This is a genomic window from Pseudomonas sp. 10(2024) (assembly GCF_045164175.1).
In the GTDB taxonomy this organism is placed as follows: domain Bacteria; phylum Pseudomonadota; class Gammaproteobacteria; order Pseudomonadales; family Pseudomonadaceae; genus Aquipseudomonas; species Aquipseudomonas alloputida.
On sequence record NZ_CP174006.1, the window covers coordinates 3,092,595 to 3,114,523 of the forward strand.

Genomic DNA, 21,929 nt, shown 5'->3' on the forward strand with positions numbered 1-21,929 from the left:
CCTTCAGCCGCTCAGAAGCTGATATCGTGGGACACGCGAATGTATCCGCTACCGGGAATCTGCTTGGCCATCTACCAACGCCTGGATCTCTGCGAAGACATCTGAAGCCAGGCTAGCCGGGACGACCCAATAATCAAACATCCCGCCCTCCTCTCGACTCTGGCCACAAGTCACAAAAACGCCGGTCCCAAACTTCTGCTTCAGGCGCATTGCCAAACAGCCAACGAGCCCTCTACAGCGATCGTCATCTTGCGTCTCCCAGGCCCTTGTCATGCGCAGACGTGTCAATCCATTTTCGATACTGGCGAGTGCGATAAGCCATGAAGAGCTGTTGCTGGATCAGCGCGCGCAACGGCGAAACGCTCGGGTCGGGCTTTTTAGCCCGGCTGAGTTTGCGCAATTGAAACTTCACTACTGCCATGTTCGCCAAGGATGCGATGGCTTTGTTTTTCCAGGTGATCGGCGGCAATTGAGGGGCGTTGTCCTTGCCCTGCAACCAGTCACGAGGCAAGTGCGGATCGATGGCTAACGCCGTTCCGATACCCACCATGTCCACACCGCTCTGCACGACGCTTTCGGCTATCGGGCGCCGACGTATACCGCCAGTGACCATCACCGGCATTTTGGCAACGGTTTGGAGATCACGGGCGAACTCGACGAAATACGCTTCGCGAGCCAGGGTGCGACCATCGCGCGCGTCACCCTGCATGGCGGGTACTTCGTAGCTGCCTCCCGATAACTCCACCATGTCTACGCCCAGGTCGTTGAGCCACTCAACGACCTTTTTCGCGTCTTCGGTGGTGAACCCTCCGCGCTGGAAATCGGCGGAGTTGAGTTTGACCGCCACTGCAAAATCCACAGAAACCACGGCCCTGACCGCCTTGACGATTTCGAGCAACAGGCGCGCCCGGTTTTCCAGAGAGCCACCCCACTCGTCCGTCCTTTGGTTGGTCAGCGGCGAAAGGAACTGGCTCAACAAATAGCCGTGGGCAGCGTGGATCTCCACACCTGTGAATCCGGCTTGTTCGCCCAGGCGTGCGGTGTTCGCAAAGCGCTGAATAACCTCTTCGATCACGCCGGGAGTCATCGCGTGAGGCGTGGCAAAGCGCTTGGACATTGTGCCCAGTTCCAGCGGCACGGCTGACGGTGCCCAGGTTTTTTGCCCAAGATTGGACTGCATCTGCCGCCCTGGGTGGTTTATCTGCAACCAGAACTGCGCGCCGCCGGATCGACCAATACGTGCCCAGCGCTTGAACTTGTCCAGTTGCTGATCGTCCTGTAACACCACGCCACCCGGCCCGGTCATGGCGCGGCCGTCGACCATCACATTGCCAGTGATAATCAGGCCGGCACCACCGTCGGCCCACGCTTGATAGAGACGCATGAGTGCTTCGGAAGGCGCCTGGTCGGCATCCGCCATGTTCTCTTCCATGGCGGCTTTGGCGATTCGGTTCTTGACGGTCGAACCGTTGGGAAGCATCAGGGTGTCGAACACATTCATGGAGCAGTCCTCAACTGGATATGAGGCCACCTTAAGTTTGAAGTCAACTTTAAGGTCAATACCTTTTTCAAGATCAGTCGATTTCCAATACGCCGGCACCTGGCAAGTGCGTCACCCGATGGGCGTCCAACAACCGAGTAGGGAGTGTTCAATCGAAGTCTTGGCCGTACCGGGTGAAAAGCTCGAGCGCGAATCAAACCCAGCGCCAGATGCATCGGACATTATTTGCAGCACGGGGATTGACCTTAAAGCGAGGTTTAAGGTGAGCATGCACTGGCCTGCTTGAGTGATGGAGCTCGGATGATGCTCAAGACCTTTGTTTCTTATGCGTTGGTACTGATAGGTAGCGCTTTCATGACATTTGCAAATGCTGGCACCGCCGCTTCCACAACGACTGCCAAGAATCGCCAGATTCTGGTGATTATGACCAATCACGCCAGATATCCCTCACGCACCGATTCCACGGGGTTGTGGCTTACTGAGCTGACGCATTTCACCGATGTGGTGGAGGCTGCTGGCTACAGCACAGTTTTTGCCAGTCCCAAAGGCGGTGCGGTGCCACTGGACGAGCGCAGTCTCGGTTGGCTGTACATGGACAAGGCCGCGCGTGAGCATTTGCAGTCCCCGGCCTTTCGCGCCCGCTTGCAGAACACGCTGCCGATCGCAGATATCGATCCGTCCCAGTTCGGCGTCATCTACTTCACCGGGGGCCATGGCGTGATGTGGGACTTCCCCAATAATCCCGACCTGCGACGTGTCGCCGAAACCATCTACAACCAGGGTGGCATCGTCTCGGCCGTCTGCCATGGCGTAGCGGGCCTGCTGGATCTGAAGGATGAAAAGGGCCAGTTGATCATCAAGGGCAAGAACATCACCGGCTTCTCTGATCGCGAAGAACTGTTCTCCGGCATGAAAAGCCAGGTGCCCTTCTTCCTTGAGGACAAGTTGGTGAGTCAGGGTGCTCGGTACCGCAAAGGCTGGCTGCCATTCACGTCATTTGCCATCACGGATGGAAGGCTTGTCACCGGCCAAAACCCTCAATCACCCAAAGCCGTAGCTGAAGCGGTGATGGCGGTGCTCTCTGGCGACAACGTAGCTCGCTGAACCCTCAAGTTGTTCCCACCCGCGGAGAAAGACCGATTGAAACTTGCAAGCACCGCATTAACAGGATTGCTGTTCAGCTCAATTGCCAACCAAGGGTTGGCGGGGACGCCTGAAATGCTCACGTCGACTGAAACCAACACAATCGAAATCGCAGGCCACCCGGTGCCGGTCGTCAAAGGCGGCCTGTACGACCGTTATCGCTCGAACCCGCCCTTGTCGGTGATTGCAGCAGAGCTGCCAGGTGTTGATTTGAGCTGGTTCAAAGGACTGGAAAAGCACAAGGTCGACATCGGCTTCGAGTCATACTCCCCGAACTTTTACTACCAGAACAGTCGGGTAACGGCTGTCTACACGGCCGACTTGGACGCACTTCGGGCATTGATGCCGCCGGAAGTACTAGCAACCGCATCCCCATTGCAAGTCTGGCCAGGCCGTGGCTTGGTTGCGTTTACTGCATACACCTATGAGCATTGTGATAACGACGCCTATAACGAAGTGGCGGTGTCGATCATTACCAACACGCCAGGCAAAGCCAATCTGGGTCCGTTCACACTGATTGGCCAGTCGATGTCCGGCGACTTCTGGGGCTATGTGCTCAAGCTGCCGGTCAATACCGAGCTTGCACGGGTGCGTGGTGTCGTCGGTTACAACCTGCCTAAATGGCTGACTGGTATCGACCGCAAAGAAGATGCCCAGTCTGTGGTCTATGACATCAACGACAGCCAGACCGGAAAAGTCGATGTGTCCTTCAAAGCGAAGAAACTCGACAAGCTCTCACGCGAAGTCGATATCGTCACCAGCAGCTTCACCAATCTCGATCATCAGGGCCACTTGGCATACGGTTATGCGGTTTCCCGCCAACTCCGTCACGGCTCGAGCCGCGACGCAGATTCAGCCACCCTCACACTAGGCGACGGCACTCTGTCGAATTACCTCCGCACCCTGAAGCTTGGGAAAATGATGAAGTACGAATACGTGCCAGAGTTTCAGAGTGCGCTCTATGCACCCAAACCACTCGCCGGCCTGATTGGCGAGCGCTGAGACCTTTTGCGCCTGTCAGGCCCCGGAAGCCTGGCGGGCGTTTTTTCTCGTGGAAGACGTTACCGCACGCTTGCCGGACGCTTGGCCAACCCCTTCTTCACGCAAACGATTTATCAGCATTTGCGCATTGTCCGCGCACGCCATGCCTTCGGGCTTACCCTCGATGCCTTCGATGACGAGCAGAAGTTGCGCTTTGTTTTGTGCTAGCCGTTCCTCCAGCGCACTGATTTCCTCAACCTTTTGCTTGAGCCCAGTGAGCAACTCGTCGTGCCGCCAGCCACTGGCGTTCATCGGCATCAGTTGCCGGATCTCCTCAAGAGAAAAACCCGCCGCCTGTGCGCTGGTTATGAGGTGCAGAACCCATTCGGTATCAGGCGCATAGTCCCGGTATCCATTGGCCTTGCGCTCGACGGAGCTGATCAGGCCACTGGCCTCATAGAATCGAATGCGTGACGGTGCCAGTCCACTGATTTTTGCCAGTTCACCTATTCTCATACCTCACCCTGAAAAACCTATTGACCTTAAAGTTGACTTTAAACCTGAAGTCATCGGGCGGCCAAGCACAACGTGTGACTTGGTCGCCTTGGTTTCATAGGGAAGCGGAGGCCGCGGATTCGATCATTCGTACACAATCACGCGCTCAGTGGGCGCTGATATCGTTCAGCCGCGTGGGTTTGTCGAATGTCAGACATCAGCCCTTGACGCGCACCTTCCAGCGCATCCCAGCGCTCGGCAACATGAAGTGGCGGGATGGTTACCAACTCGCGACGGTCGAAACCGACAAGTGCAGCATCGACCAGCTCACCGACCTCCATCACCTCCGGGAGTGTGTTGACGTCAATGCCGGCACGCGCCCAGATCTCGGTACGGGTCGCTGCCGGCAGCACCGCTTGCACGTACACGCCCTTGGGTGACAGCTCCTGACTCAGCCCCTGTGACAGAAACAGCACGAAGGCTTTGGTAGCGCCGTAGATGGACATGCCGAACTCGGGCGCAAAACCCACCACTGAACCCACGTTGACGATCGCAGCAGCGAGCCGCGTCAGCGCGGTGGTGTTGAGCGTGACAAGGCGCTCAATAGCTTCAGCGGACTGGTCCAGGAAACCACCCGATTGGGCCATACCCGCGTTGTTGATCAACACGCCGATATTGGCGTCGTCGCGCAGCCGACTTTCAAGCACGGACAGGTCTGCCGAGCTGGTCAGGTCGGCTGGCAGCACCTCAACGGCCACATGGCTTTCCTTGCGCAAGCGTAATGCAAGCGCCTCCATGCGCGATGTGTCGCGCGCCACAAGGATGAGATCGTGGCCACGACGGGCGAAACGCTCGGCGTAGGTGGCGCCAATGCCGCTGGAGGCGCCGGTAATGAGTACGGTCGGACGTGTGGTCATGGACGTTACCTTTATGTCGATGGTTGTGTGAGAAATATGGCGGCAGTCACATCTTGATTACGACCTTGCCCTTGGAACGCCCTTGAGCAAGGTACTCAAGCGCACCCTTTGCGTCCTCGAACGGAAATACCCGGTCGATCACCGGCCGAATTCGCTGGGCGTCCAGAAGCTTGCCGATTTCGGCGAGTTGGGCACCGTCTGGCTGCACGAAAAGAAACGAGTATTGGACATTCCGCCTCTTTGCCAGGCGCATGATCTTGCGGCTCATCAGGCCGAACACGAAGGTCAGGAGGAGGTTCAGGCGTTTGGCCCGGGCGAACGCAGCATCCAGTGGGCCAATGAGCGAGACAATCTGGCTTCCGGGTCTGAGGATGGACAAGGATTTTTCAATCGCATCTCCCCTTATGGTTCCGAGCACCGCGTCGTAGTCGCGCAGCACGGTCTCGAAATCCTGCGTCTTGTAGTCCACAACCTCGTCCGCCCCCAGAGCGCTCACCAGGTCAACGTTGCCTGTACTGGTGGTGGTGCCCACCTTTGCCCCGAGGTGTTTGGCCAACTGGATTGCGAACGTACCGATGCCCCCCGACCCGGCGGGAATGAACACCTTCTGCCCGGCCTGAAGCTTGAGGCGCTCTTTCAGCGCTTGCCATGAGGTGAGGCCGACCATCGGGATCGACGCCGCCTGCTCGAAGCTCAGATTGGCCGGTTTCAGCGCGGCGGCGCTTTCCGGCACAACCGCGAATTCCGCAATCGCCCCTGTGCCAAGATCGAAGAGGCTGGCGAAGACAGCATCGCCTGGCTTGAAGCGGGTCACATTGCTACCCACCTCGGTCACGATGCCGGCCAGATCGCTGCCCAGGGTGGCTGGCAGCTGGAAATGCAATACAGGCTTGAACATCCCCGTTGGAATCATGTTGTCGATCGGGTTCAGGCCGGCAGCGTGGACTTGCACCAGTAATTCGTCAGCCTTTGGCGTGGGGCGGGGAACGTCGGCCAACCCGATGTCGGGTGACTTGCCGTAGCGCTTGAAGGTCAGTGCTTGCATGGTTCGGCTATTCATCATTGGTTTTTGCGGGTGGATGGCTCGTCATCGAGGTGTTACTATCGATTTGATACAGACAATACTACCCTTTCGCAGACAGGTCACTATCAAAATAGTATGGACATGAAAAATAGTTGCGATAACCCGTGCCCGATCGCCCGCAGCCTGGCAGTTGCCGGTGATGCCTGGAGCATATTGATCCTGCGTGATGCCCATGCCGGCCTTTCTCGCTTTGACCAATTCAGGAAAAGCCTGGGTATTGCACCGACAATGCTGACCCGCCGGCTGGCGACACTGACGGAGGAAGGATTACTGGAGAAGCGGCGCTACTCCGAGCACCCGCCTCGGGAGGAGTACCTGCTGACCGCTGCGGGTCGCGATTTTCTGCCTGTTCTGTTCATGATTGGTGCATGGGGCCGGCAATACCGAGGCGGTGGTAAGCTGACGCGCTTCTTCGATGCGCAAACAGGCACAGAAATCAAAGCTGTCGCCGTGGACGAGATTACGGGGGCAAAGATCGGCACGCGCCCCCTGCGCATTGTCACACCTGAGGAAAGTTGACACGACCTCTGCAGCCTTGGTCAGCGGCCGGTGAGGTGCTGCGCAGTGATCAGGGTGCTGCTGGATCAAGCGTCAACATGTGCCGAGGACAGGGCTTCGAGCAGAACCCGCTCCAAGGTGTCAAAAAAGCATTTGATGTGAGCTTGCTTCAAGGCCTGAGGCCGGGTCACCAAATAGATCTCCATATCTGGAAGCTGGAGATGCGGGAACAGCTGGACCAAATCGGTAGCCGCGATACGGGGCAGCACAGCCACCCCCATCCCTCGCCTCACCGACTGGAGCTGCACGGCGAACGAGTTCACGCTGATCTGCGCGCGGTCCAGACCCGCGGCCTTTGCCGCTCGCATTTGCGGCAAGATATCCAGCGGGGGAAGCAAGGAAATACTGACCGCCGTGGAAAGCGTCACGCCTGGAAATTGCTTCAGATAACCCGGGGCAGCAAAGATGCCGTAGGCGAGCCGGCCAATCGGTCGATAAATCAGTGACGGTTCCCCCAGATGGGCGGTGCGCACAGCAACATCTGCCACGCCGCGGGCGATCTTGTGAAACTCGGCTGCCACCGTTAGCTCCACGGAGCAACGCGGGTGCAGGGATGTAAAGCGCCTTATCGCCTCCAGAACGTAATCCGAGAACCCCTCCCCTGCACTGACCAACACACTGCCGGACAGCTCGGTAGGCTGCTGCGATGTGTCAGAAAGGGTTTGCCGCCTCAGGCCTGATTCTGCAGCGATAGCAACTTCCACCAGGGATTGCCCCCGGGACGTCAGCCGGCACCCTTCAACGCCGCGCTCGACAAGTGGCTCGCCCACCGCAATCTCAAGTTGGGTCAGGCGGCGTGACAAGGTAGAAGCTGCGATACCGAGCAATTGTCCCGCCTGAAGAAAGCTGCCACGTCGCGAAACGGCCAGCAGAAGGCGAAGATCATCCCAATTTGCGTGCAACGTCATACTGTCAGTCATTCCTGGCTTTGCGAATATGCAAAGCCATTATGCAGTGATTGCTGTTTTTCGAAAGCATCCTCAAAGGTATATCTATAGCCCTTCGATACGAATGGACCGGACTTTATGACTATCACCCCCAACGCCTGTGCGCAGCACGCCTCTGGCGCTTTCAATCGACCAGATCCAGAGGCGTTGCTTGCAGTGGTTGGCAACGATTGCATCCACCTCGATACCATGGGTCTTGTCGTCATGGACAAGGCCTTTTTCGACAGCGCCGTGTTGCTGCCGTTAACCGAACAGCGAGCTTGTTGAGCCATGCGCAGCGTATTTGTGACCGGAGCAACCGGCTTGCTGGGCAACAACCTGGTGCGTGAATTGGTCGCTTGCGGCTACACGGTCAAAGGCCTGGTCCGCTCAAAAGCCAAAGGTGAACAGCAGTTCAACAATCTGCCGGAGGTGGAACTGGTCGTTGGGGACATGGCCAAGGTCGACACATTCGCAGCGTCGCTGCAAGGCTGCGATACGGTATTTCACACAGCCGCGTTCTTCCGCGATAACTACAAGGGCGGCAGCCACTGGAACGAACTCGAACAGATAAACGTGTCGGGTACGCGGCGCCTGCTTGAGCAGGCCTACCGGGCCGGCATACGACGGTTCATCCATACGTCTTCCATTGCTGTGCTCAACGGCGCACCTGGCACGCCCATCGAGGAGAACTGCCTGAGGGCCGACGCCGACGCAGATGACTACTACCGCAGCAAGATCCTCGCTGACCGTGTCGTGTTGTCGTTCCTTGAGAGCCACCCCCAGATGCATGCCTGTATGGTCCTGCCTGGCTGGATGTGGGGGCCTGGCGACGTTGGCCCAACCTCGTCGGGGCAATTGGTCAACGATGTGGTACAGGGCAAGTTGCCCGGGTTGATCCCTGGCAGTTTTTCCATTGTCGATGCCCGCGATGTGGCATTGGCACAAATTGCCGCAGCCAGACATGGGCGCCGAGGTGAGCGCTATCTCGCGGCGGGTCGACATATGACAATGCGCGAACTGATGCCTGTTTTAGGACGCATGGCGGGCGTCAAGACACCAGCCCGACAAATACCGCTGCCCTTTCTATACACCTTGGCGGCTGTGCAGGAGATCTACGCGCGCCTGACCGGCAGACCCATTCTGCTGAGCATGGCCACGTTGCGTCTACTGGTACGAGAGCAGGACCGCACCCGTTTCGACCACCGCAAGAGTGAACAGGAGCTTGGGCTGAGTTTCCGGGCACTCGAGCTGACAATCGCCGACACCGTGGCGTGGTCCCGTGATCACGGCTGGTTTGAAAAAGGCAGCCGACTGTGAGCGGGGAAATAATCCTGATGCGCCACGGCCAGCCAGAACTGGTCGCAGCCGAGAAAATGTCAGCGCTCCAAATGAAAGACTGGATCGAACAATACAACCAGTCCGAAATTACCCACCAGCCCGTTCCGGAAGCCAGCATGCAGCTCGCCGCAACCGCCACGGTAATTGTCTCAAGTAGTGCGCCACGTGCGCTGACCTCCCTGCAGGCGCTCGGCCTCAAGCCCACCCTGGTCGACGCGCTCTTCTGTGAAGCGCAACTGCCTTATGCTCACTGGAGGCTGCCACGGTTATCGCCGTTTACCTGGGCATTTATCCTTCGCATCTTATGGCTGTGCGGTTACTCACGCCGCGTCGAATCTGCAAGCACTGCGAGGATCCGCGCCAACGTGGCAGCGCAACGGCTGCAATCGCTTGCCAGCGAAGGTCCCGTTCTATTGCTCGGTCACGGTTTCATGAACCGGATGATCTCCAAACAACTGATGGCAGACGGATGGAAACGCCAAACGCGTAACGGCAGCCAGTATTGGAGTGCGACGGTCTATCGATATGCGGGTGTTGAAGCGTGAATCGCCCGGATTCCGAAGACACATCCCGGCGACAGTGATTGCCCTGTAAGTCGGTGGCAAATGCACACGCCTTGATGGACAATCCGGCGCCTCAAGTAGTTATCGCCAAGGAACGGACATGGCACTGACCAGCAAGATTACCCCCTACGATCCCACATGGCCCGCCCGCTTCCTGACAGACAAGCCACTCATTGCCTCGGCATTCGACGCTGAACTGATTGCTATCCACCACGTTGGAAGCACGTCTGTCCCAGGGCTGGCGGCGAAGCCCGAACTCGATGTGCTCATTGAGGTTCACGCGCATCGCAATACCTCGACGCGGGACGAGGTGTTGATGGCTTTGGGGTATGTACGGGGAAGTGATCTGTCAGAGGGCCATCATTTCTACCGGCGCAATGTGGATGGGATTCGCACGCACAAGCTCCATGTTTGTACCCGCGACCACCTGACGATCACTCAGATGCTGGGGTTCAGAGATTTGCTTAGGCGCGATGCCTCGATCCGCCAACAGTATGAAACGCTGAAGCTTCAGTTGGAGTCGAGCAATACGGGTGGGATGGCTGAGTATCTAGAGAAAAAGGCTCCTTTCATTATCGCGGCGCTGCTTCATGCCGGTATAACCACGCGTGAATGATCGATTTGTCTGGCCCCGTCTGGGTGGCCAGCATCACGGATCCTTCTTGCCGGCTGAAGGGGCCAATAACGTCGCGTATTACCTTTTTAGCTTCGCAAACCTTACCGACTACGCGCGATACCGTCAGGAAGCCGCACGCGATCCTGAGTGCATGCGCCTGGTGGAGGAAGCGTCCGAATTGAAGTTCATCGTAAGCTACGAAAGGAGCTTCCTTCGCCCTTTGCTTGATTAACACGCACGAAGGCCTGCCCTTCCTGCGCCTCGGCTATCGCGCCAGTCGGGTCCAACACTGGCAACAGTAGCGTGCGTATTCTGCTGATGACTTGGCGTGTCTCGACTGCAAGGGCCAGCTCGAGGCATTGCTTCACGCTTGAAGCGCAAAGTGCTCCGGCATGCGATCCCATCCGGAGCACCATTCATGTTCACTCCATGCCCATGCCATACGTACCCACCTGCACAGCCGTTCTATCGCCCGCGCAACAGCACAGCGGCCCTTACCCGCTGCCTGCCGAAACTGCTCATGCGCTGAAATTCGGCATGGCTTACGGGCAGATGCTGGCAGTCCAGGATGCGTTTTTGGCGGCTGTGATCCACATCAGGATCATGCAGGTACACGAATTCGTCATCGCAACCCGTGACCAAGATCCAGTGTGGGGCTTTCAGACGAGTGAAACGGTAGCTGCTAATCAGCACCACCGGCCTGAACCCGTCTTGCAACGCTGACCGCACATCAAGGCCGGGCGCCAGCACCTGATGCACGTCGGTTTCGGCCAACGCCCCGGCAAAGCCGTCCTCGACCAATTGCATTACGTCTTTTTTCTGAGCACTGCGTACTCCATCGAGGAACAGCGATCCAGGCTGGCTGACCACCATGCACACTTCGAACCCGCGTCGCCAAGCCGCCAGTGCAAGCCCCTGCGGACTGCAACCGCCGTGCCCTGCCGTCATGAAGATGGTGGTCGCTTCCCGCCACAGTTGAATTTCCTCGCTGCGGTGCATGGCCCGCCCCCGTTCGACCGCAGCCATGGCCATCAAAAGGCAGGCCGCTCCGCAGGTGAACTCGGTCGTTTGCGCGTAGTACGGCACTTGCCGTGCAGGGGGCGGAGCACTGCGCAGGATACGCTTCTCGAAACGCAGCGCCTGGCTGTGGTCTTCGTAGTAGTTCTCAACCACAGCGAAGCGTTGATAGCCATTGCTTTCGTACAAGCTGATGGCCGCAGGGTTGTCCGCGCGCACCTCCAGGCGCAGCCAGGCGCAATTACGCTCTAGCGCACTTGCCTGGGCCTGCTCCAGCAACTGCTGGCCCAACCCATGGCCGCGCCAGGCCGGGCTTACGGCAATTGAATACAGACGGGCAAGTGACGTGCCGCGATGGAACAGCAGCAGCGCGTAGCCCGCCAGATGCCCCTGTTGTTCAGCGACAATAAGGCAGGCATTGGCGCGTCGCACCATCCAGTTGAAATTACGCGGGCTCAGGCGGTCGAGGGTGAAACAGTCCTGCTCCAGGGCAACCAGCGCATCGATATCGGCCACCGATGCAAAGCGAAAATCAAAAGCCATGGCAACACCGTAATGTTTGAGTAACGAACCGGGACAGGTCGGGAAACCCGTGATTTATTGAAGGGGCGTCTTCTTCAACAGGGATCGAATACTCATGTCAGCGGTGCAAGCCAACGTGGCCGAAGTATTGGCCAAAACCGAAGTTTCCACAATAACCCTCTCCGAGGAGCCACCCAGTAAGCGGAGCGCCGGTAACCGCTTGCTGATCGTGGTGGAGCGCAAGGAAGACTGGGCCAGCTACTTTCCCAGCGAGAGCCTGATGCTGGCCCAGGACTACTTTGAACACAGCGACGATGTTGCGAGGCGTACGCAGGTAATCAACCTGTGCCGCAGCTACAAGTATCTGGGGCAAGGCTACTACTGCTCGCTGCTCGCCGAGGCACGGGGCCACAAGGTGTTCCCGTCGGTGCGAACCATCAGCGAGCTCACCCGCAAGGCGCTCTATGGCGTGGGGCTGGATGACCTGGAACGCACGCTGGAGCGAGCCCTGGCCGATCACCCCTATGGCAGCACCGAGGCTTTCACCCTCACCTTGTATTTCGGACGGACCGCCATTGAACCCCTTCAGGATATCGGCCGACAGCTGTTCGAGTCGTTCCCCTGCCCTGTCTTGCTGGTGGAGTTTCGCAGGCGTGATACCTGGCAGATCGACGGGATCAAGGCAGGCGCGCTGCACAAACTGCGGGATGAGCAACAGTACTTGTTTGCCAACGCGCTGGATGCCTTCAACCGCCGGACGTGGCGTCAGCCCGCCTCCAAACGCCTGGCCCGGTTCGACCTGGCGATTCTGCATGACCCGGCCGAGGCGCTGCCACCGTCCAATCCCGAGGCGCTGGAGCAATTCATCGAAAACGGTAAACAGCTGGGCATCGATGTAGAGCTGATCGAAAAGAAGGACTATGCACGCCTGGCCGAATTTGACGCCTTGTTCATTCGGGAGACCACGCGGGTGGACGACCATACCTACCGTTTTGCCAAAAAGGCCGAAAGCGAAGGCCTGGTGGTGATCGACGACCCCTCCTCCATCCTGCGCTGCACCAACAAGGTGTACCTCGCCGATCTGCTCAAACGCCACAACCTCGGCGCACCGGCCACGGAGATCCTGTACAAGGACCGCCCGCAGGAACTCGAACTTGTGGGCCGGCGCCTCGGTTTTCCGCTGGTGTTGAAGATTCCCGACGGCTGCTTCTCGAAAGGCGTGATCAAGGTCGCCGACGCCCAGGCACTGGCCTCGGCGGCACAGGAACTGTTCGAACACTCGGTACTGCTGCTGGCCCAGGAGTACTGCTACACCGAATACGACTGGCGTATCGGCGTACTCAACGGTGAAGCGCTTTATGCCTGCCAGTACTTCATGTCCAAGGGCCACTGGCAAATCTACAACCACAAGGCCCAGGCCGGCGAAGTCAACGGCCTGTGCCGCGCGGTCCCGGTGGAACAGGCACCGCCCGAAGTCGTAAAGCTGGCCGTCGACACTGCCAGGCTGATCGGGCAAGGGCTGTACGGTGTGGACTTGAAGCAGACCGGCGACCGTGTACTGGTGATCGAAGTCAACGACAACCCCAACCTCGATGCCGGCACCGAAGACGCCGTGCTGGGTAACGCGCTTTACCAGCGAGTGCTGCAGGCTTTCGTGCAGCGGCTTGAACGTAAGCACCTCGGCCAGGCCTGGTAAACGATGATCGAATACTACCTCGCCGTAGACGGTGCCCTCCTTGAAGCCCCCGAGGAACGAGCCAGCGTCTGGTTGTGTGTCGCGCCGGACGCAACGGAGCAATCCCGGTTGTGCGAGTGCCTGGGGGTCAGTGCCCAGTCGCTGGAGTCCTCCCTGGACCCGGATGAAGTGGCGCGTATCGAGATCAAGCCAGATCACCTGTTCCTGATCTGGAAGCGCCCGGAAAGCTTCGATGGCCGGGTATTCAATGTCTCGTCATTCGGCGTTGTACTCAGCGAAAAGCGCCTGGTGGTGATCTGCGCCGCCAACTCGCTACTCGCCGGGGTAGACCGGCAGGCCGGCATGAGTACCCCACTGGATGTGCTGATGGCGATGCTGGCTGAAAGCGTGCATCACTACCTGGGCCACCTGCGGGTGGTAAAGCAGGTGGCCCGCGAAATCCAGCTGCAGTTCGATCGGTCCATGGACAACCAGCACCTGGTGCAGATGTACAGCCTTAGCGAAAGCCTGGTGTATTACGTCAACGCCATTCAAAGCAATGGCGCCGTGCTAGCCCTGCTGCGCAGCCATGGCCAGAAACACGGCTTCGGGCCCGAGCAACTGGAAGTGCTGAATGACCTGATCATCGAAAACGAGCAAAGCTACCAGCAGGCGAAGATCCATGCCCAGGTCTTTACCAACCTGATCGAGGCCCGCGGCAACCTGGCCAACAACGGCATGAACCACGCGCTGCGCAACCTGACCATGATCAATGTGGTGTTCCTGCCCTTGAACCTGCTCGCCAGCATCGGCGGCATGTCAGAGTTCAGCATGATGACCGCCGGCATGCCCTGGTGGTTGACGTTCCCCACGCTGCTGCTGGCCATGGCGGTACTTGGCGGGGCCATGGCCGTGGCTTTACGGCGTATGGCATGACCCGCCGTGCCAAGAAATAGTGTCAACCTGTACCCATCAACCCGCAGGACGAGACCATGGAAAATTCGGAAATCGGATTATTTATGCTGGCGCTGATTGCAATCACAGGCACCCTGATAAGCCTGTTTGAACACCGCGCCGTACGCTCAGAGGAACCCAGCATCAAGCAGCCGGCAACCAAAGTTCAGCGGCGTCCTTGAAAGTGAAATGGCGACCCACTCGCAAACTGGCGCCAACGTCCTCGAGAACAGCCATCCACATCGGTCGAGGTAACAGTGCCCCAGGGCGGGTCACATTGCCTGGCCTGCCTCAGGGACAGGGCGCAACGGCAGATGACACCGGGTCAAGGAAGATCAGTTGCAAGGGCTCCGCCAACAGCTGTTCGGCCTGCTCGGCAAACCGCTGGAAGTGAGCGGTGGTCAGGTGCGCGTCCAGGGCCTGCTGATGGTCGAACGCCTCGCGCATGTAGAACGTCCCAGGCTCGTCGCTGCGTTCGAACAACATGTAGTCGCGGTTGCCGGGCTCCGCCCGAGTCGGTTCGATCAATGCCAGCAAGGCCGCTTTCAGCTTTGGGGCCTGGCCTGGCTTGGCCTTGAGGATGGCGAGGGAAACGAGGGGGTAATCTTGTCGGTTCACATCAAGCTCCTGGTCAGTGGCAAAGAGCAGGCGCGGTACTGCCTGCTTCAATGTGTGCATGAGTTTCACCGGGCGTAGCGCCGGGAATGTGCGCGGCGCGGAGAAACACGGTTCGTTCAAGCATGCTCATGGCAGACCGGATCGACCGGTCCGCCGTTGTCTGTCAAACAGGTTTCAGAAGCCTTCCAGGACGATCTTGCCGCACGCCTTGCCACTCTCGACCAGCGCATGGGCACGGCGCATGTTGGCGGCATTGATGGCGCCGAAATGCTCGCCCAGGGTGGTACGCAGGATGCCTTGGTCGATCAGCCCGGCCACGCGCTCGAGCAGCTCGTGCTGGCGCACCATGTCGTCGGTTTCATAAAGCGAGCGGGTGAACATCAGCTCCCAGTGCAGCGACAGCGACTTGCGCTTGAGCGGCATGACGTCCAGGGTCTGCGGGTCGTCAATCACGCCCAGGCGACCTTGGGGGCGCAGCACTTCAACCAGTTGCGCAAAGTGCTGATCAGTATGGGTGAGGCTGGCGACATGGCTGACTGACTCGATCCCCAGGGCCTGCAGCTGCCCTTGCAGCGGCGCACTGTGATCGATGACGTGATGGGCGCCCAGTTCGCGTACCCAGTTGCTGGTCTCGGCGCGGGAGGCCGTGCCGATAACCGTCAGGCGGGTCAGTTGCCGGGCCAACTGCACCAGCATCGAACCGACGCCGCCCGCCGCGCCCACGATCAGCAGGGCATCGCCCTCCCCGCCGCCCTCCGCGATCCCCAGGCGATCGAACAGCAGTTCCCAGGCGGTGATGGCCGTCAGCGGCAGCGCGGCTGCCTGCGCCGCACCCAGGCTGCGCGGTTGATGCCCGACGATACGTTCGTCAACCAGGTGATATTCACTGTAGCTGCCGGGCCTGGCGATGGAGCCGGCGTAGTACACCTGATCTCCGGGCTTGAACAGGGTCACTTGGCGCCCGACCTCGCGGACGATACCGGCCGCGTCCCAGCCGAGTATTTTCGGCTCTCCCGTGAAAGTTCCCGCGCGTACCTTAGTGTCTACGGGGTTGACCGACACGGCTTTGACCTCGACCAGAATGTCCCTGGGCCCAGGGCTGGGCTTGGGCATGAAGATGTCCTGGAGAGACGCAGGGTCTTCGATAGGCAAGCCTTTTTGGATGAAACTGATCGCTTTCATAGGCACTCACTGCTGAATGTGGTTTGATTTGGCATCGAGTCTGGCGTGCCAGGCGTCCGGGAAAAACGGGCCCTGCCCGTCAACACTTTCATTGCAGGAGTGATAATGATCCGTCTCGACGACCTGGGTATCTTCGTTCGCAGCGCTGCGCTGGGCAGCTTTACCGCGGCGGCCCACGAGGCCGACCTGCTACCTGGCCAGGCAGCCGAGGCAGTCAAGCGCCTGGAGCGTGAACTGGATGTGCGATTGTTTGCCCGCACCACGCGCAGCTTGCGCCTGACAGCCGAAGGCGAGCAGTACCTGCCCTCGGCCCTTGTCGCCCTGGAAGCCCTCAGGCACGGGCGCGACAACCTGCGTCAGGAAAGCGCCCAGCTCAGCGGAACCTTGCAGGTGGCTGCACCCTCCGATCTGGGCCGCAACGTGCTGTTGCCCTGGCTCACGGCGTTTCGCCGAGAGCATCCACAGTTGAACCTGCGCTTGTTTCTCTCCGACCAGATCGCCGATCTTTTTCGCGATCCGGTAGATATCGCCATCCGCTATGGCCTGAACGCCGACGCCAACTATATAGCCCTGCCACTGGCACCTTGGAACCGCAAGGTGCTGGTGGCCTCGCCCGAGTACCTGGCGCGGCAAGGCACCGTCCAAGCCCCCGAAGATCTGCTCGAACACCAGTGCCTGCTGTACATGCAGCAGGGGCGGGTCTACGACAAGTGGCAACTGGGAACGCAGACCGTCCAAGTGCGTGGCGCCCTGCTCTGCGACGACGCCGATATCGCCCGGCGCTGGGCCGTGGCCGGCGAAGGGATAACCTACAAGTCCTGGCTGGATGTGAGCGACGATGTGCTGGCGGGAAGACTTGTCGTGCTCATGCAGGATCACCCCGGGCCCGCCATGCCACTGAGCCTGGTGTGCCCGCACCGCAAGCAGTTGTCGCCTGCGGTAAGGCACCTGCACGCCTGGTTGTCCAGCCGCTTCGCCGAACTGGAGCGCGACTGATCAGCGCGAAGCCAGCCACTCTGATCGAACGCACGCCGGCGCCCCGCTTGCACGCAATCGAATAATTTCAAGAGCTGCTTGACCAGGGAGAACGATCGTTCTACTCTGGCTACATGGATAAGCCAATGACCGATACACGCGAAAAAATCCTGGCGACTGCCGAGAAGCTTATTTACGAAAACGGGATTCACGCCACGGGCATGGACCTCTTGGTAAAGACCTCGGGCGTCGCCCGTAAAAGTATTTATCGCTATTTTGCGAATAAAGAGGACGTAGCAGCGGCGGCACTCAATGCCCGCGATATACGCTGGATGACGTGGTTCAGAAGTGAATGCGAAAAAGCGCAAACGCCAGAGGCACGCATCCTTGGCATTTTTGATGCCCTCAAAAGTTGGTTTGAGTCAGACGGTTTTCGCGGATGTGCTTTTATCAACACCGCCGGAGAGGTGGGTAACGCAGACGATCCTGTTCGACAGATCGCAAAACTGCATAAACAAAAGCTGCTGGACTACACGCTAGAACTGACCAGCGAATTAGGTGTTAACGATCCGACTGGCTTGGCCAAGCAACTTCTTTTGATTATAGAGGGCACGATAACCGTGGCCCACGTCATGGGTGATCACACCGCGCTCGACAGTGCACGAGAAATCACAAAGGTCTTGCTCAAGGAAGTGCAGCGCGCAAGCGCTTGAAGTTAAAGAAATACCCACTCAACTGAACCATCCAAAAGATTGGAGGCACCACCATGTCCAACGAACACACTCGTCCGCCACTTCCTCCTTTCACTCGCGAATCGGCGATTGAAAAGGTCCGACTCGCTGAGGATGGTTGGAATACCCGCGAACCCGAAAAGATTGCCTTGGCCTATACGGTGGACACCCAATGGCGTAACCGTGCCGAGTTTGCAAACAACCGTGAAGAAGCTCGGGACTTCCTTACTCGCAAGTGGAAGAAAGAACTGGACTACCGCTTGATCAAAGAGCTCTGGGCCTTCACCGACAACCGCATCGCCGTCCGTTACGCCTACGAGTGGCACGACGATTCGGGCAACTGGTTCCGCTCCTATGGCAACGAAAACTGGGAGTTTGAAGCCGATGGCTTGATGCACCGCCGTTTCGCCTGCATCAACGACATGCCCATCAAGGAAAGCGAGCGCAAGTTCCACTGGCCACTGGGTCGCCGTCCGGATGATCACCCAGGGCTGACTGAACTGGGCCTGTAAGTCAGGTTTAACCTGATCCTTTACATAGGGGGTCAGGTTTTTTGTTTGAGGGGCACAGAGCATGGCCAAGCGCAGTTTTCAATTCTCACCCCCTACTGCGCGGTAACAACGAATGCGGCGCCACGCCAAACGCCTTGCGAAACGCATGGCTAAAATGTGAAAAGTCTGAAAAACCAAACTCCAACGCCGCCTGCGAAACACTCTTTACCTGCCCACACTCAATCGCCGCGCGGCTAGCATTCAGCCGCTCCTTCCAGATCTCGGCAACCGGTGACTTCTGATGCCGGGCAAACGCCCGTGTCACCGTCCGTGTCGACACGTGATGTGCCAGGGCAATCGACTCGATCGACAGCTCCGGCTCAGTCAAATGGCGTTGAATGTAATTCATGATTCGCCCATAAAGATCCAGCTCCCGATGGGTAGTCTTCAGGTCCTGCAACTCAAGGCTGAGCACCAGCAGGTCGATGATGGTGTTGGAGTACCGTCGGGAGACGCCTTCGTCCTGCAACAACGGCGCAGAACTGGCCGCCTGGCCAATCATCTGCCGCAACGGGATCACTCCGGGGCGCCCCTCTTCCAGCACCAGCGCGGTGATGTCAGCGATGTGCGGGACACGCTGTGCGAGCAGCGGCCGGGGGATGCGGATAAGGTGGTTTTCGGTACCACCCAGGCTGAATCGAAACGGTTGGGTTGCGTCGTAAAGAAACACATTGCCGGCCGTGAGCCTGGCCTTGCGGTTGTGTTGTTCAATTTCGCCGTAGCCGTCGAGGGTGACTCCCAACCATATGTCTTCGGCGGGGTCGCTGCGCAGGTGTTGCTCGGAGCGCACCCAGTGGTGCAGCGGCGACGACAGCGTCGTGACATCCAACGGGCCGATGCCGTTGACCTGCAGCGCACCCTCGAAGTTGCTCTGCGAGGAGGGTTTGCTGTCTGCCGACAAACAATGGCGGCAGACCACCTCCCGCCAGTAATCAAAGCGACGGGATGGCGAAACGGCAAGGGTTGAATAGTGGTTGGTCTCAGCCATGATGGCGCTCACCTTCATGTGGCAACTTGAAAAAGGGGCACTGTTACAAAGGTTCGCATAGGCAATATTCACGCCAGCGGTATCCGCTGGCACAGGCTGCAGCCCTCACAGCCTTCGTCCTCATAGTGCCAACTGGCGCTTTCCAAAAGCACCCATATTGCTCCCCATTTCAGGGCAAAAACGCAGCTTTTCTCTGGCCGCTGCACCATCGCGGTTCGTGCTCAAGCGGGTGTTACGGCGCTGTCGTTTCCAACCAAACGATTGTCCTTGCGAACAAAGCGACGTTGCCCAGTCCTCCCTAACTTTGACCTCACGTTGTTTCCAGCAACTGCGCTGATGAGGTAGCCCATGCAATTACAACAACAGCGAATCGCCGACGAGTTCAGGTGGCTGCATAGGCGCGACCTGGCGCCTGAAGAGTTTTTATCGTGGGTGCTCGAGTGGGCGGCGTGTGCACTGCGCGCCCGGCTGGCGAACGCACCAGGCAACGCTGAGCGTGTTCTGAACATAAAATAACAAGGAGCCTGTGATGGAATCTGCAATCGACAAACACCTCGTGTGCCCGCGCACGTTATCGCGCCGGGTGCCTGATGATTACCAGCCGCCCTTCCCGATGTGGGTCGGCCGCGCTGATGAGCAGCTGACGCAAGTGGTGATGGCCTATCTGGGGGTGCAGTACCAGGGTGATGGTCAGCGTGAGCGGGCCTTGCAGGCGATGCGCGAGATTCTCGACAGCTTTGGCTTGAACGACGGCCCGCTGACTCACGACCTGACGCACCACACCGACAGCAGCGGCTACGACAACCTGATGATCGTCGGCTACTGGAAAGATACCGGCGCTTACTGCCGCTGGTTACGCTCGCCTGAGGTGGATGGCTGGTGGAGTTCGCCGCAACGCCTGAATGATGGCCTTGGTTACTACCGCGAAATCACCGCGCCGCGGGCCGAGCAGTTCGAGACGCTGTATGCGTTCCAGAGCGATTTGCCCGGGGTCGGAGCGATCATGGACAACACCAGTGGCGAGATCGAGGAGCACGGTTACTGGGGCTCGATGCGCGACCGTTTCCCGGTGTCACAAACGGACTGGATGAACCCGAACGGCGAACTGCGAGTCGTGGCTGGCGACCCGGCCAAAGGCGGTCGGGTGGTGGTGATCGGCCATGACAATATTGCCTTGATTCGCTCGGGCCAGGACTGGGCAGCGGCAGAAGCGGCTGAGCGCTCGCTGTACCTGGATGAAATCTTGCCGACCTTGCAGGATGGTATGGATTTTCTGCGCGATAACGGCCAGCCGCTGGGCTGTTACAGCAATCGCTTTGTACGCAATATCGACGCGAACGGCAATTTGCTCGACATGAGTTACAACATCGGCCACTGGCGTTCATTGGAGAAACTCGAACGCTGGGCGGAATCGCACCCCACTCATCTGCGTATTTTCGTCACCTTCTTTCGGGTAGCAGCAGGGCTCGAGAAGTTGCGGCTCTATCACGAAGTGTCCGTGTCGGATGCAAGCAGCCAGGTGTTCGAATACATCAACTGCCACCCACACACCGGCATGTTGCGCGACGCAAAAGTCAGTTCCAACTAGCCCCCAACTCCACGTTTAGCCCCGCACCTGCCGTCCCTGCGGCAGTGGGGCTCTTTTTGCCCAGAATAAAGGACCTCTGTCCATGAAACAGCTCCGTTACCTGATGCTCGCGGCAGCCGTGCCAAGCGTGTGTGCGCAAGCGTTCGAAGTTGATCCGGGTGATTATGAAGCGCTGCCGGTGGGTGCAACGATCGGTGTGGTCTATTACCAGCATTCCACCACCGACAGCGCTTACGCCAACGGGCACAAAGTCAGCTCCGATTTCAACCTGACCTCCAACGTCGGCATCCTGCGGCTGCTGCACGTCTATCAATTGACTGATCGACTGACCCTGGAGCCGCAATTTCTGCTGCCGTTCGGCCGCGTATCGAGCAGCGGCGATGCCTCGGCCCTGGGCGACACCAGCGGCGTTGGCGACCTCACCCTGACGGCACCGCTCAAGTACCGCTTGAACGAGGCCAACGACATCCTTGGCGCCACCGTCTACCTCACCGCCCCCACTGGCACTTACGACCGCGACGACGCGCTCAACCTTGGCGAGAACCGCTGGAAGGTCGATCTGCAGGCCGCCTACGTCAAACATTTGGGCGAAAAATGGGCTGTCGACCTGGTCGGTGATGCCATCTGGTACAGCGACAACGACGACTTCGGCTCCAGCTCTGCGCGCCGTGAACAGGAGGTTTCCTACGGGGCACAACTGATGGGGCGCTACATCGTCGACCCAGGCACTTCACTGGCAGTTGGCCTCGGTCACACCTGGGGCGGAGAAAACCAGATTGACGGAACAGCGCAGGACGACCGCGCCGAAACCACCAACTTGCGCGTCACCGCGAACAAGTTCTTCACCGCCAAGGACCAGTTGCAGGTGCAGCTGGGGCGTGACCTCGCGGTAGAAAACGGCCCCAAGGAAAACTTCCGCCTGAACCTCAGGTACGTCCGGGTCTTTTAACCCAAGGCCCGTTGGCACCAGCAAGCCTCCCCAGCAGATACGGAGCACCAGTAC

The 21,929-nt window shown here is 58.8% G+C and carries 25 protein-coding genes and 1 pseudogene; 16 read left to right on the forward strand and 10 right to left on the reverse strand.

All coding sequences use genetic code 11. The annotated features are described in order from the left end of the window. Positions 1-48: 48 nt before the first annotated feature. Both ACI7M0_RS13795 and ACI7M0_RS13800 read right to left on the reverse strand, forming a co-directional pair. Positions 49-273, reverse strand: coding sequence for a DUF6196 family protein (locus ACI7M0_RS13795; RefSeq protein ID WP_371920358.1), 225 nt, complete (start codon positions 271-273; stop codon positions 49-51). Further along, entirely contained in the window at positions 245-1,501 is a 1,257-nt protein-coding gene (locus tag ACI7M0_RS13800; RefSeq protein ID WP_129932421.1) for an NADH:flavin oxidoreductase/NADH oxidase family protein, read from the reverse strand. Before ACI7M0_RS13800 ends, ACI7M0_RS13795 begins: the two co-directional genes overlap by 29 nt. 300 nt (positions 1,502-1,801) lie before the next feature. On the opposite strand from ACI7M0_RS13800, the gene ACI7M0_RS13805 reads away from it, so the two are divergent. Both ACI7M0_RS13805 and ACI7M0_RS13810 read left to right on the forward strand, forming a co-directional pair. After that, on the forward strand, positions 1,802-2,605 hold the full coding sequence (locus tag ACI7M0_RS13805; RefSeq protein WP_064490604.1) for a type 1 glutamine amidotransferase domain-containing protein: 804 nt from the start codon (positions 1,802-1,804) through the stop codon (positions 2,603-2,605). A 114-nt stretch (positions 2,606-2,719) separates the two neighbouring features. After that, a complete protein-coding gene (locus tag ACI7M0_RS13810) occupies positions 2,720-3,646 on the forward strand; it encodes an acetoacetate decarboxylase (ADC) (protein ID WP_104961805.1) in 927 nt (308 codons plus the stop codon). A 15-nt stretch (positions 3,647-3,661) separates the two neighbouring features. Here ACI7M0_RS13810 and ACI7M0_RS13815 read toward each other — a convergent pair whose 3' ends face one another. The 3 genes from ACI7M0_RS13815 to ACI7M0_RS13825 form a co-directional block, all read right to left on the reverse strand. Continuing rightward, entirely contained in the window at positions 3,662-4,141 is a 480-nt protein-coding gene (locus ACI7M0_RS13815) for a MerR family transcriptional regulator (protein WP_104961806.1), read from the reverse strand. A 137-nt stretch (positions 4,142-4,278) separates the two neighbouring features. Beyond that, a complete protein-coding gene (locus ACI7M0_RS13820; protein WP_129932422.1) occupies positions 4,279-5,037 on the reverse strand; it encodes an SDR family oxidoreductase in 759 nt (252 codons plus the stop codon). 46 nt (positions 5,038-5,083) lie between these two features. Further along, complete coding sequence (locus ACI7M0_RS13825) at positions 5,084-6,082, reverse strand: NADP-dependent oxidoreductase (protein WP_129932423.1); 999 nt, start codon at positions 6,080-6,082, stop codon at positions 5,084-5,086. Between ACI7M0_RS13825 and ACI7M0_RS13830 the strand changes: the two genes are divergently transcribed. Continuing rightward, positions 6,077-6,640, forward strand: coding sequence for a helix-turn-helix domain-containing protein (locus ACI7M0_RS13830; RefSeq protein ID WP_256658194.1), 564 nt, complete (start codon positions 6,077-6,079; stop codon positions 6,638-6,640). The genes ACI7M0_RS13825 and ACI7M0_RS13830 overlap by 6 nt on opposite strands. Before the next feature lie 65 nt (positions 6,641-6,705). On the opposite strand, the gene ACI7M0_RS13835 is transcribed toward ACI7M0_RS13830, so the two are convergent. Further along, positions 6,706-7,587 carry a LysR family transcriptional regulator gene (locus ACI7M0_RS13835; RefSeq protein ID WP_129932424.1) on the reverse strand — a complete coding sequence of 294 codons (882 nt, stop codon included), beginning with the start codon at positions 7,585-7,587 and terminating at the stop codon, positions 6,706-6,708. Positions 7,588-7,704: 117 nt separating this feature from the next. Between ACI7M0_RS13835 and ACI7M0_RS13840 the strand changes: the two genes are divergently transcribed. The 5 genes and pseudogenes from ACI7M0_RS13840 to ACI7M0_RS13860 form a co-directional block, all read left to right on the forward strand. Continuing rightward, positions 7,705-7,893 (forward strand): hypothetical protein, encoded by a 189-nt coding sequence (locus ACI7M0_RS13840; protein ID WP_129932425.1) that lies wholly within the window; start codon positions 7,705-7,707, stop codon positions 7,891-7,893. Positions 7,894-7,896: 3 nt separating this feature from the next. Further along, the gene (locus ACI7M0_RS13845; protein WP_129932426.1) at positions 7,897-8,925 is read left to right on the forward strand and encodes an SDR family oxidoreductase; all 1,029 of its coding nucleotides are present in this window, start codon (positions 7,897-7,899) and stop codon (positions 8,923-8,925) included. A 17-nt stretch (positions 8,926-8,942) separates the two neighbouring features. After that, positions 8,943-9,491, forward strand: coding sequence for a histidine phosphatase family protein (locus tag ACI7M0_RS13850; protein WP_129932427.1), 549 nt, complete (start codon positions 8,943-8,945; stop codon positions 9,489-9,491). A 118-nt stretch (positions 9,492-9,609) separates the two neighbouring features. Continuing rightward, positions 9,610-10,125: a GrpB family protein gene (locus tag ACI7M0_RS13855; RefSeq protein WP_019438508.1), complete on the forward strand. Its 516-nt coding sequence runs from the start codon at positions 9,610-9,612 to the stop codon at positions 10,123-10,125. 16 nt (positions 10,126-10,141) lie between these two features. After that, positions 10,142-10,357: pseudogene (locus ACI7M0_RS13860) on the forward strand (NIPSNAP family protein); the annotation flags it as partial. A gap of 233 nt (positions 10,358-10,590) precedes the next feature. Here the strand turns inward: ACI7M0_RS13860 and ACI7M0_RS13865 are convergent. After that, a complete protein-coding gene (locus ACI7M0_RS13865) occupies positions 10,591-11,685 on the reverse strand; it encodes a GNAT family N-acetyltransferase/peptidase C39 family protein (protein ID WP_076403005.1) in 1,095 nt (364 codons plus the stop codon). A gap of 94 nt (positions 11,686-11,779) precedes the next feature. On the opposite strand from ACI7M0_RS13865, the gene ACI7M0_RS13870 reads away from it, so the two are divergent. The 3 genes from ACI7M0_RS13870 to ACI7M0_RS13880 are packed head-to-tail and all read left to right on the forward strand — an operon-like array spanning position 11,780 to position 14,475. Next, on the forward strand, positions 11,780-13,360 hold the full coding sequence (locus ACI7M0_RS13870; protein ID WP_020190206.1) for a RimK family alpha-L-glutamate ligase: 1,581 nt from the start codon (positions 11,780-11,782) through the stop codon (positions 13,358-13,360). A gap of 3 nt (positions 13,361-13,363) precedes the next feature. Beyond that, positions 13,364-14,275 (forward strand): magnesium transporter CorA family protein, encoded by a 912-nt coding sequence (locus tag ACI7M0_RS13875; protein ID WP_104961815.1) that lies wholly within the window; start codon positions 13,364-13,366, stop codon positions 14,273-14,275. A 56-nt stretch (positions 14,276-14,331) separates the two neighbouring features. Next, positions 14,332-14,475, forward strand: coding sequence for a hypothetical protein (locus tag ACI7M0_RS13880; protein WP_165366978.1), 144 nt, complete (start codon positions 14,332-14,334; stop codon positions 14,473-14,475). A 109-nt stretch (positions 14,476-14,584) separates the two neighbouring features. Here ACI7M0_RS13880 and ACI7M0_RS13885 read toward each other — a convergent pair whose 3' ends face one another. Beyond that, on the reverse strand, positions 14,585-14,971 hold the full coding sequence (locus ACI7M0_RS13885; RefSeq protein ID WP_129932428.1) for a putative quinol monooxygenase: 387 nt from the start codon (positions 14,969-14,971) through the stop codon (positions 14,585-14,587). A gap of 114 nt (positions 14,972-15,085) precedes the next feature. Then, positions 15,086-16,093, reverse strand: coding sequence for a zinc-binding alcohol dehydrogenase family protein (locus ACI7M0_RS13890; protein WP_129932429.1), 1,008 nt, complete (start codon positions 16,091-16,093; stop codon positions 15,086-15,088). Positions 16,094-16,198: 105 nt separating this feature from the next. Between ACI7M0_RS13890 and ACI7M0_RS13895 the strand changes: the two genes are divergently transcribed. The 3 genes from ACI7M0_RS13895 to ACI7M0_RS13905 all read left to right on the forward strand — a co-directional run bounded on the left by ACI7M0_RS13895 (position 16,199) and on the right by ACI7M0_RS13905 (position 18,311). Next, positions 16,199-17,089 (forward strand): LysR family transcriptional regulator, encoded by an 891-nt coding sequence (locus ACI7M0_RS13895; protein ID WP_064490617.1) that lies wholly within the window; start codon positions 16,199-16,201, stop codon positions 17,087-17,089. Positions 17,090-17,214: 125 nt separating this feature from the next. Beyond that, complete coding sequence (locus tag ACI7M0_RS13900) at positions 17,215-17,781, forward strand: TetR/AcrR family transcriptional regulator (protein ID WP_218567978.1); 567 nt, start codon at positions 17,215-17,217, stop codon at positions 17,779-17,781. A 53-nt stretch (positions 17,782-17,834) separates the two neighbouring features. Continuing rightward, positions 17,835-18,311, forward strand: a complete 477-nt coding sequence (locus ACI7M0_RS13905) for a nuclear transport factor 2 family protein (RefSeq protein WP_010953850.1) — start codon at positions 17,835-17,837, stop codon at positions 18,309-18,311. Positions 18,312-18,396: 85 nt separating this feature from the next. Here ACI7M0_RS13905 and ACI7M0_RS13910 read toward each other — a convergent pair whose 3' ends face one another. Next, positions 18,397-19,338 (reverse strand): helix-turn-helix domain-containing protein, encoded by a 942-nt coding sequence (locus tag ACI7M0_RS13910; protein WP_064490705.1) that lies wholly within the window; start codon positions 19,336-19,338, stop codon positions 18,397-18,399. Positions 19,339-19,867: 529 nt separating this feature from the next. Between ACI7M0_RS13910 and ACI7M0_RS13915 the strand changes: the two genes are divergently transcribed. Together ACI7M0_RS13915 and ACI7M0_RS13920 are read left to right on the forward strand one after the other, a co-directional pair. Next, positions 19,868-20,926 carry a phenylacetaldoxime dehydratase family protein gene (locus ACI7M0_RS13915; protein ID WP_129932431.1) on the forward strand — a complete coding sequence of 353 codons (1,059 nt, stop codon included), beginning with the start codon at positions 19,868-19,870 and terminating at the stop codon, positions 20,924-20,926. A gap of 82 nt (positions 20,927-21,008) precedes the next feature. Beyond that, the gene (locus tag ACI7M0_RS13920) at positions 21,009-21,875 is read left to right on the forward strand and encodes a transporter (protein WP_129932432.1); all 867 of its coding nucleotides are present in this window, start codon (positions 21,009-21,011) and stop codon (positions 21,873-21,875) included. Positions 21,876-21,929: the final 54 nt, after the last annotated feature.

Bases quoted from the DNA above. Each gene is read 5' to 3' on its own strand.
- ACI7M0_RS13795 (WP_371920358.1), bottom strand. From the start codon at position 273: ATGACAAGGGCCTGGGAGACGCAAGATGACGATCGCTGTAGAGGGCTC.
- ACI7M0_RS13800 (WP_129932421.1), bottom strand. From the start codon at position 1,501: ATGAATGTGTTCGACACCCTGATGCTTCCCAACGGTTCGACCGTCAAG.
- ACI7M0_RS13805 (WP_064490604.1), top strand. From the start codon at position 1,802: ATGATGCTCAAGACCTTTGTTTCTTATGCGTTGGTACTGATAGGTAGC.
- ACI7M0_RS13810 (WP_104961805.1), top strand. From the start codon at position 2,720: ATGCTCACGTCGACTGAAACCAACACAATCGAAATCGCAGGCCACCCG.
- ACI7M0_RS13815 (WP_104961806.1), bottom strand. From the start codon at position 4,141: ATGAGAATAGGTGAACTGGCAAAAATCAGTGGACTGGCACCGTCACGC.
- ACI7M0_RS13820 (WP_129932422.1), bottom strand. From the start codon at position 5,037: ATGACCACACGTCCGACCGTACTCATTACCGGCGCCTCCAGCGGCATT.
- ACI7M0_RS13825 (WP_129932423.1), bottom strand. From the start codon at position 6,082: ATGCAAGCACTGACCTTCAAGCGCTACGGCAAGTCACCCGACATCGGG.
- ACI7M0_RS13835 (WP_129932424.1), bottom strand. From the start codon at position 7,587: ATGACGTTGCACGCAAATTGGGATGATCTTCGCCTTCTGCTGGCCGTT.
- ACI7M0_RS13840 (WP_129932425.1), top strand. From the start codon at position 7,705: ATGACTATCACCCCCAACGCCTGTGCGCAGCACGCCTCTGGCGCTTTC.
- ACI7M0_RS13845 (WP_129932426.1), top strand. From the start codon at position 7,897: ATGCGCAGCGTATTTGTGACCGGAGCAACCGGCTTGCTGGGCAACAAC.
- ACI7M0_RS13850 (WP_129932427.1), top strand. From the start codon at position 8,943: ATGCGCCACGGCCAGCCAGAACTGGTCGCAGCCGAGAAAATGTCAGCG.
- ACI7M0_RS13855 (WP_019438508.1), top strand. From the start codon at position 9,610: ATGGCACTGACCAGCAAGATTACCCCCTACGATCCCACATGGCCCGCC.
- ACI7M0_RS13865 (WP_076403005.1), bottom strand. From the start codon at position 11,685: ATGGCTTTTGATTTTCGCTTTGCATCGGTGGCCGATATCGATGCGCTG.
- ACI7M0_RS13870 (WP_020190206.1), top strand. From the start codon at position 11,780: ATGTCAGCGGTGCAAGCCAACGTGGCCGAAGTATTGGCCAAAACCGAA.
- ACI7M0_RS13875 (WP_104961815.1), top strand. From the start codon at position 13,364: ATGATCGAATACTACCTCGCCGTAGACGGTGCCCTCCTTGAAGCCCCC.
- ACI7M0_RS13880 (WP_165366978.1), top strand. From the start codon at position 14,332: ATGGAAAATTCGGAAATCGGATTATTTATGCTGGCGCTGATTGCAATC.
- ACI7M0_RS13885 (WP_129932428.1), bottom strand. From the start codon at position 14,971: ATGCACACATTGAAGCAGGCAGTACCGCGCCTGCTCTTTGCCACTGAC.
- ACI7M0_RS13890 (WP_129932429.1), bottom strand. From the start codon at position 16,093: ATGAAAGCGATCAGTTTCATCCAAAAAGGCTTGCCTATCGAAGACCCT.
- ACI7M0_RS13895 (WP_064490617.1), top strand. From the start codon at position 16,199: ATGATCCGTCTCGACGACCTGGGTATCTTCGTTCGCAGCGCTGCGCTG.
- ACI7M0_RS13900 (WP_218567978.1), top strand. From the start codon at position 17,215: ATGACCGATACACGCGAAAAAATCCTGGCGACTGCCGAGAAGCTTATT.
- ACI7M0_RS13905 (WP_010953850.1), top strand. From the start codon at position 17,835: ATGTCCAACGAACACACTCGTCCGCCACTTCCTCCTTTCACTCGCGAA.
- ACI7M0_RS13910 (WP_064490705.1), bottom strand. From the start codon at position 19,338: ATGGCTGAGACCAACCACTATTCAACCCTTGCCGTTTCGCCATCCCGT.
- ACI7M0_RS13915 (WP_129932431.1), top strand. From the start codon at position 19,868: ATGGAATCTGCAATCGACAAACACCTCGTGTGCCCGCGCACGTTATCG.
- ACI7M0_RS13920 (WP_129932432.1), top strand. From the start codon at position 21,009: ATGAAACAGCTCCGTTACCTGATGCTCGCGGCAGCCGTGCCAAGCGTG.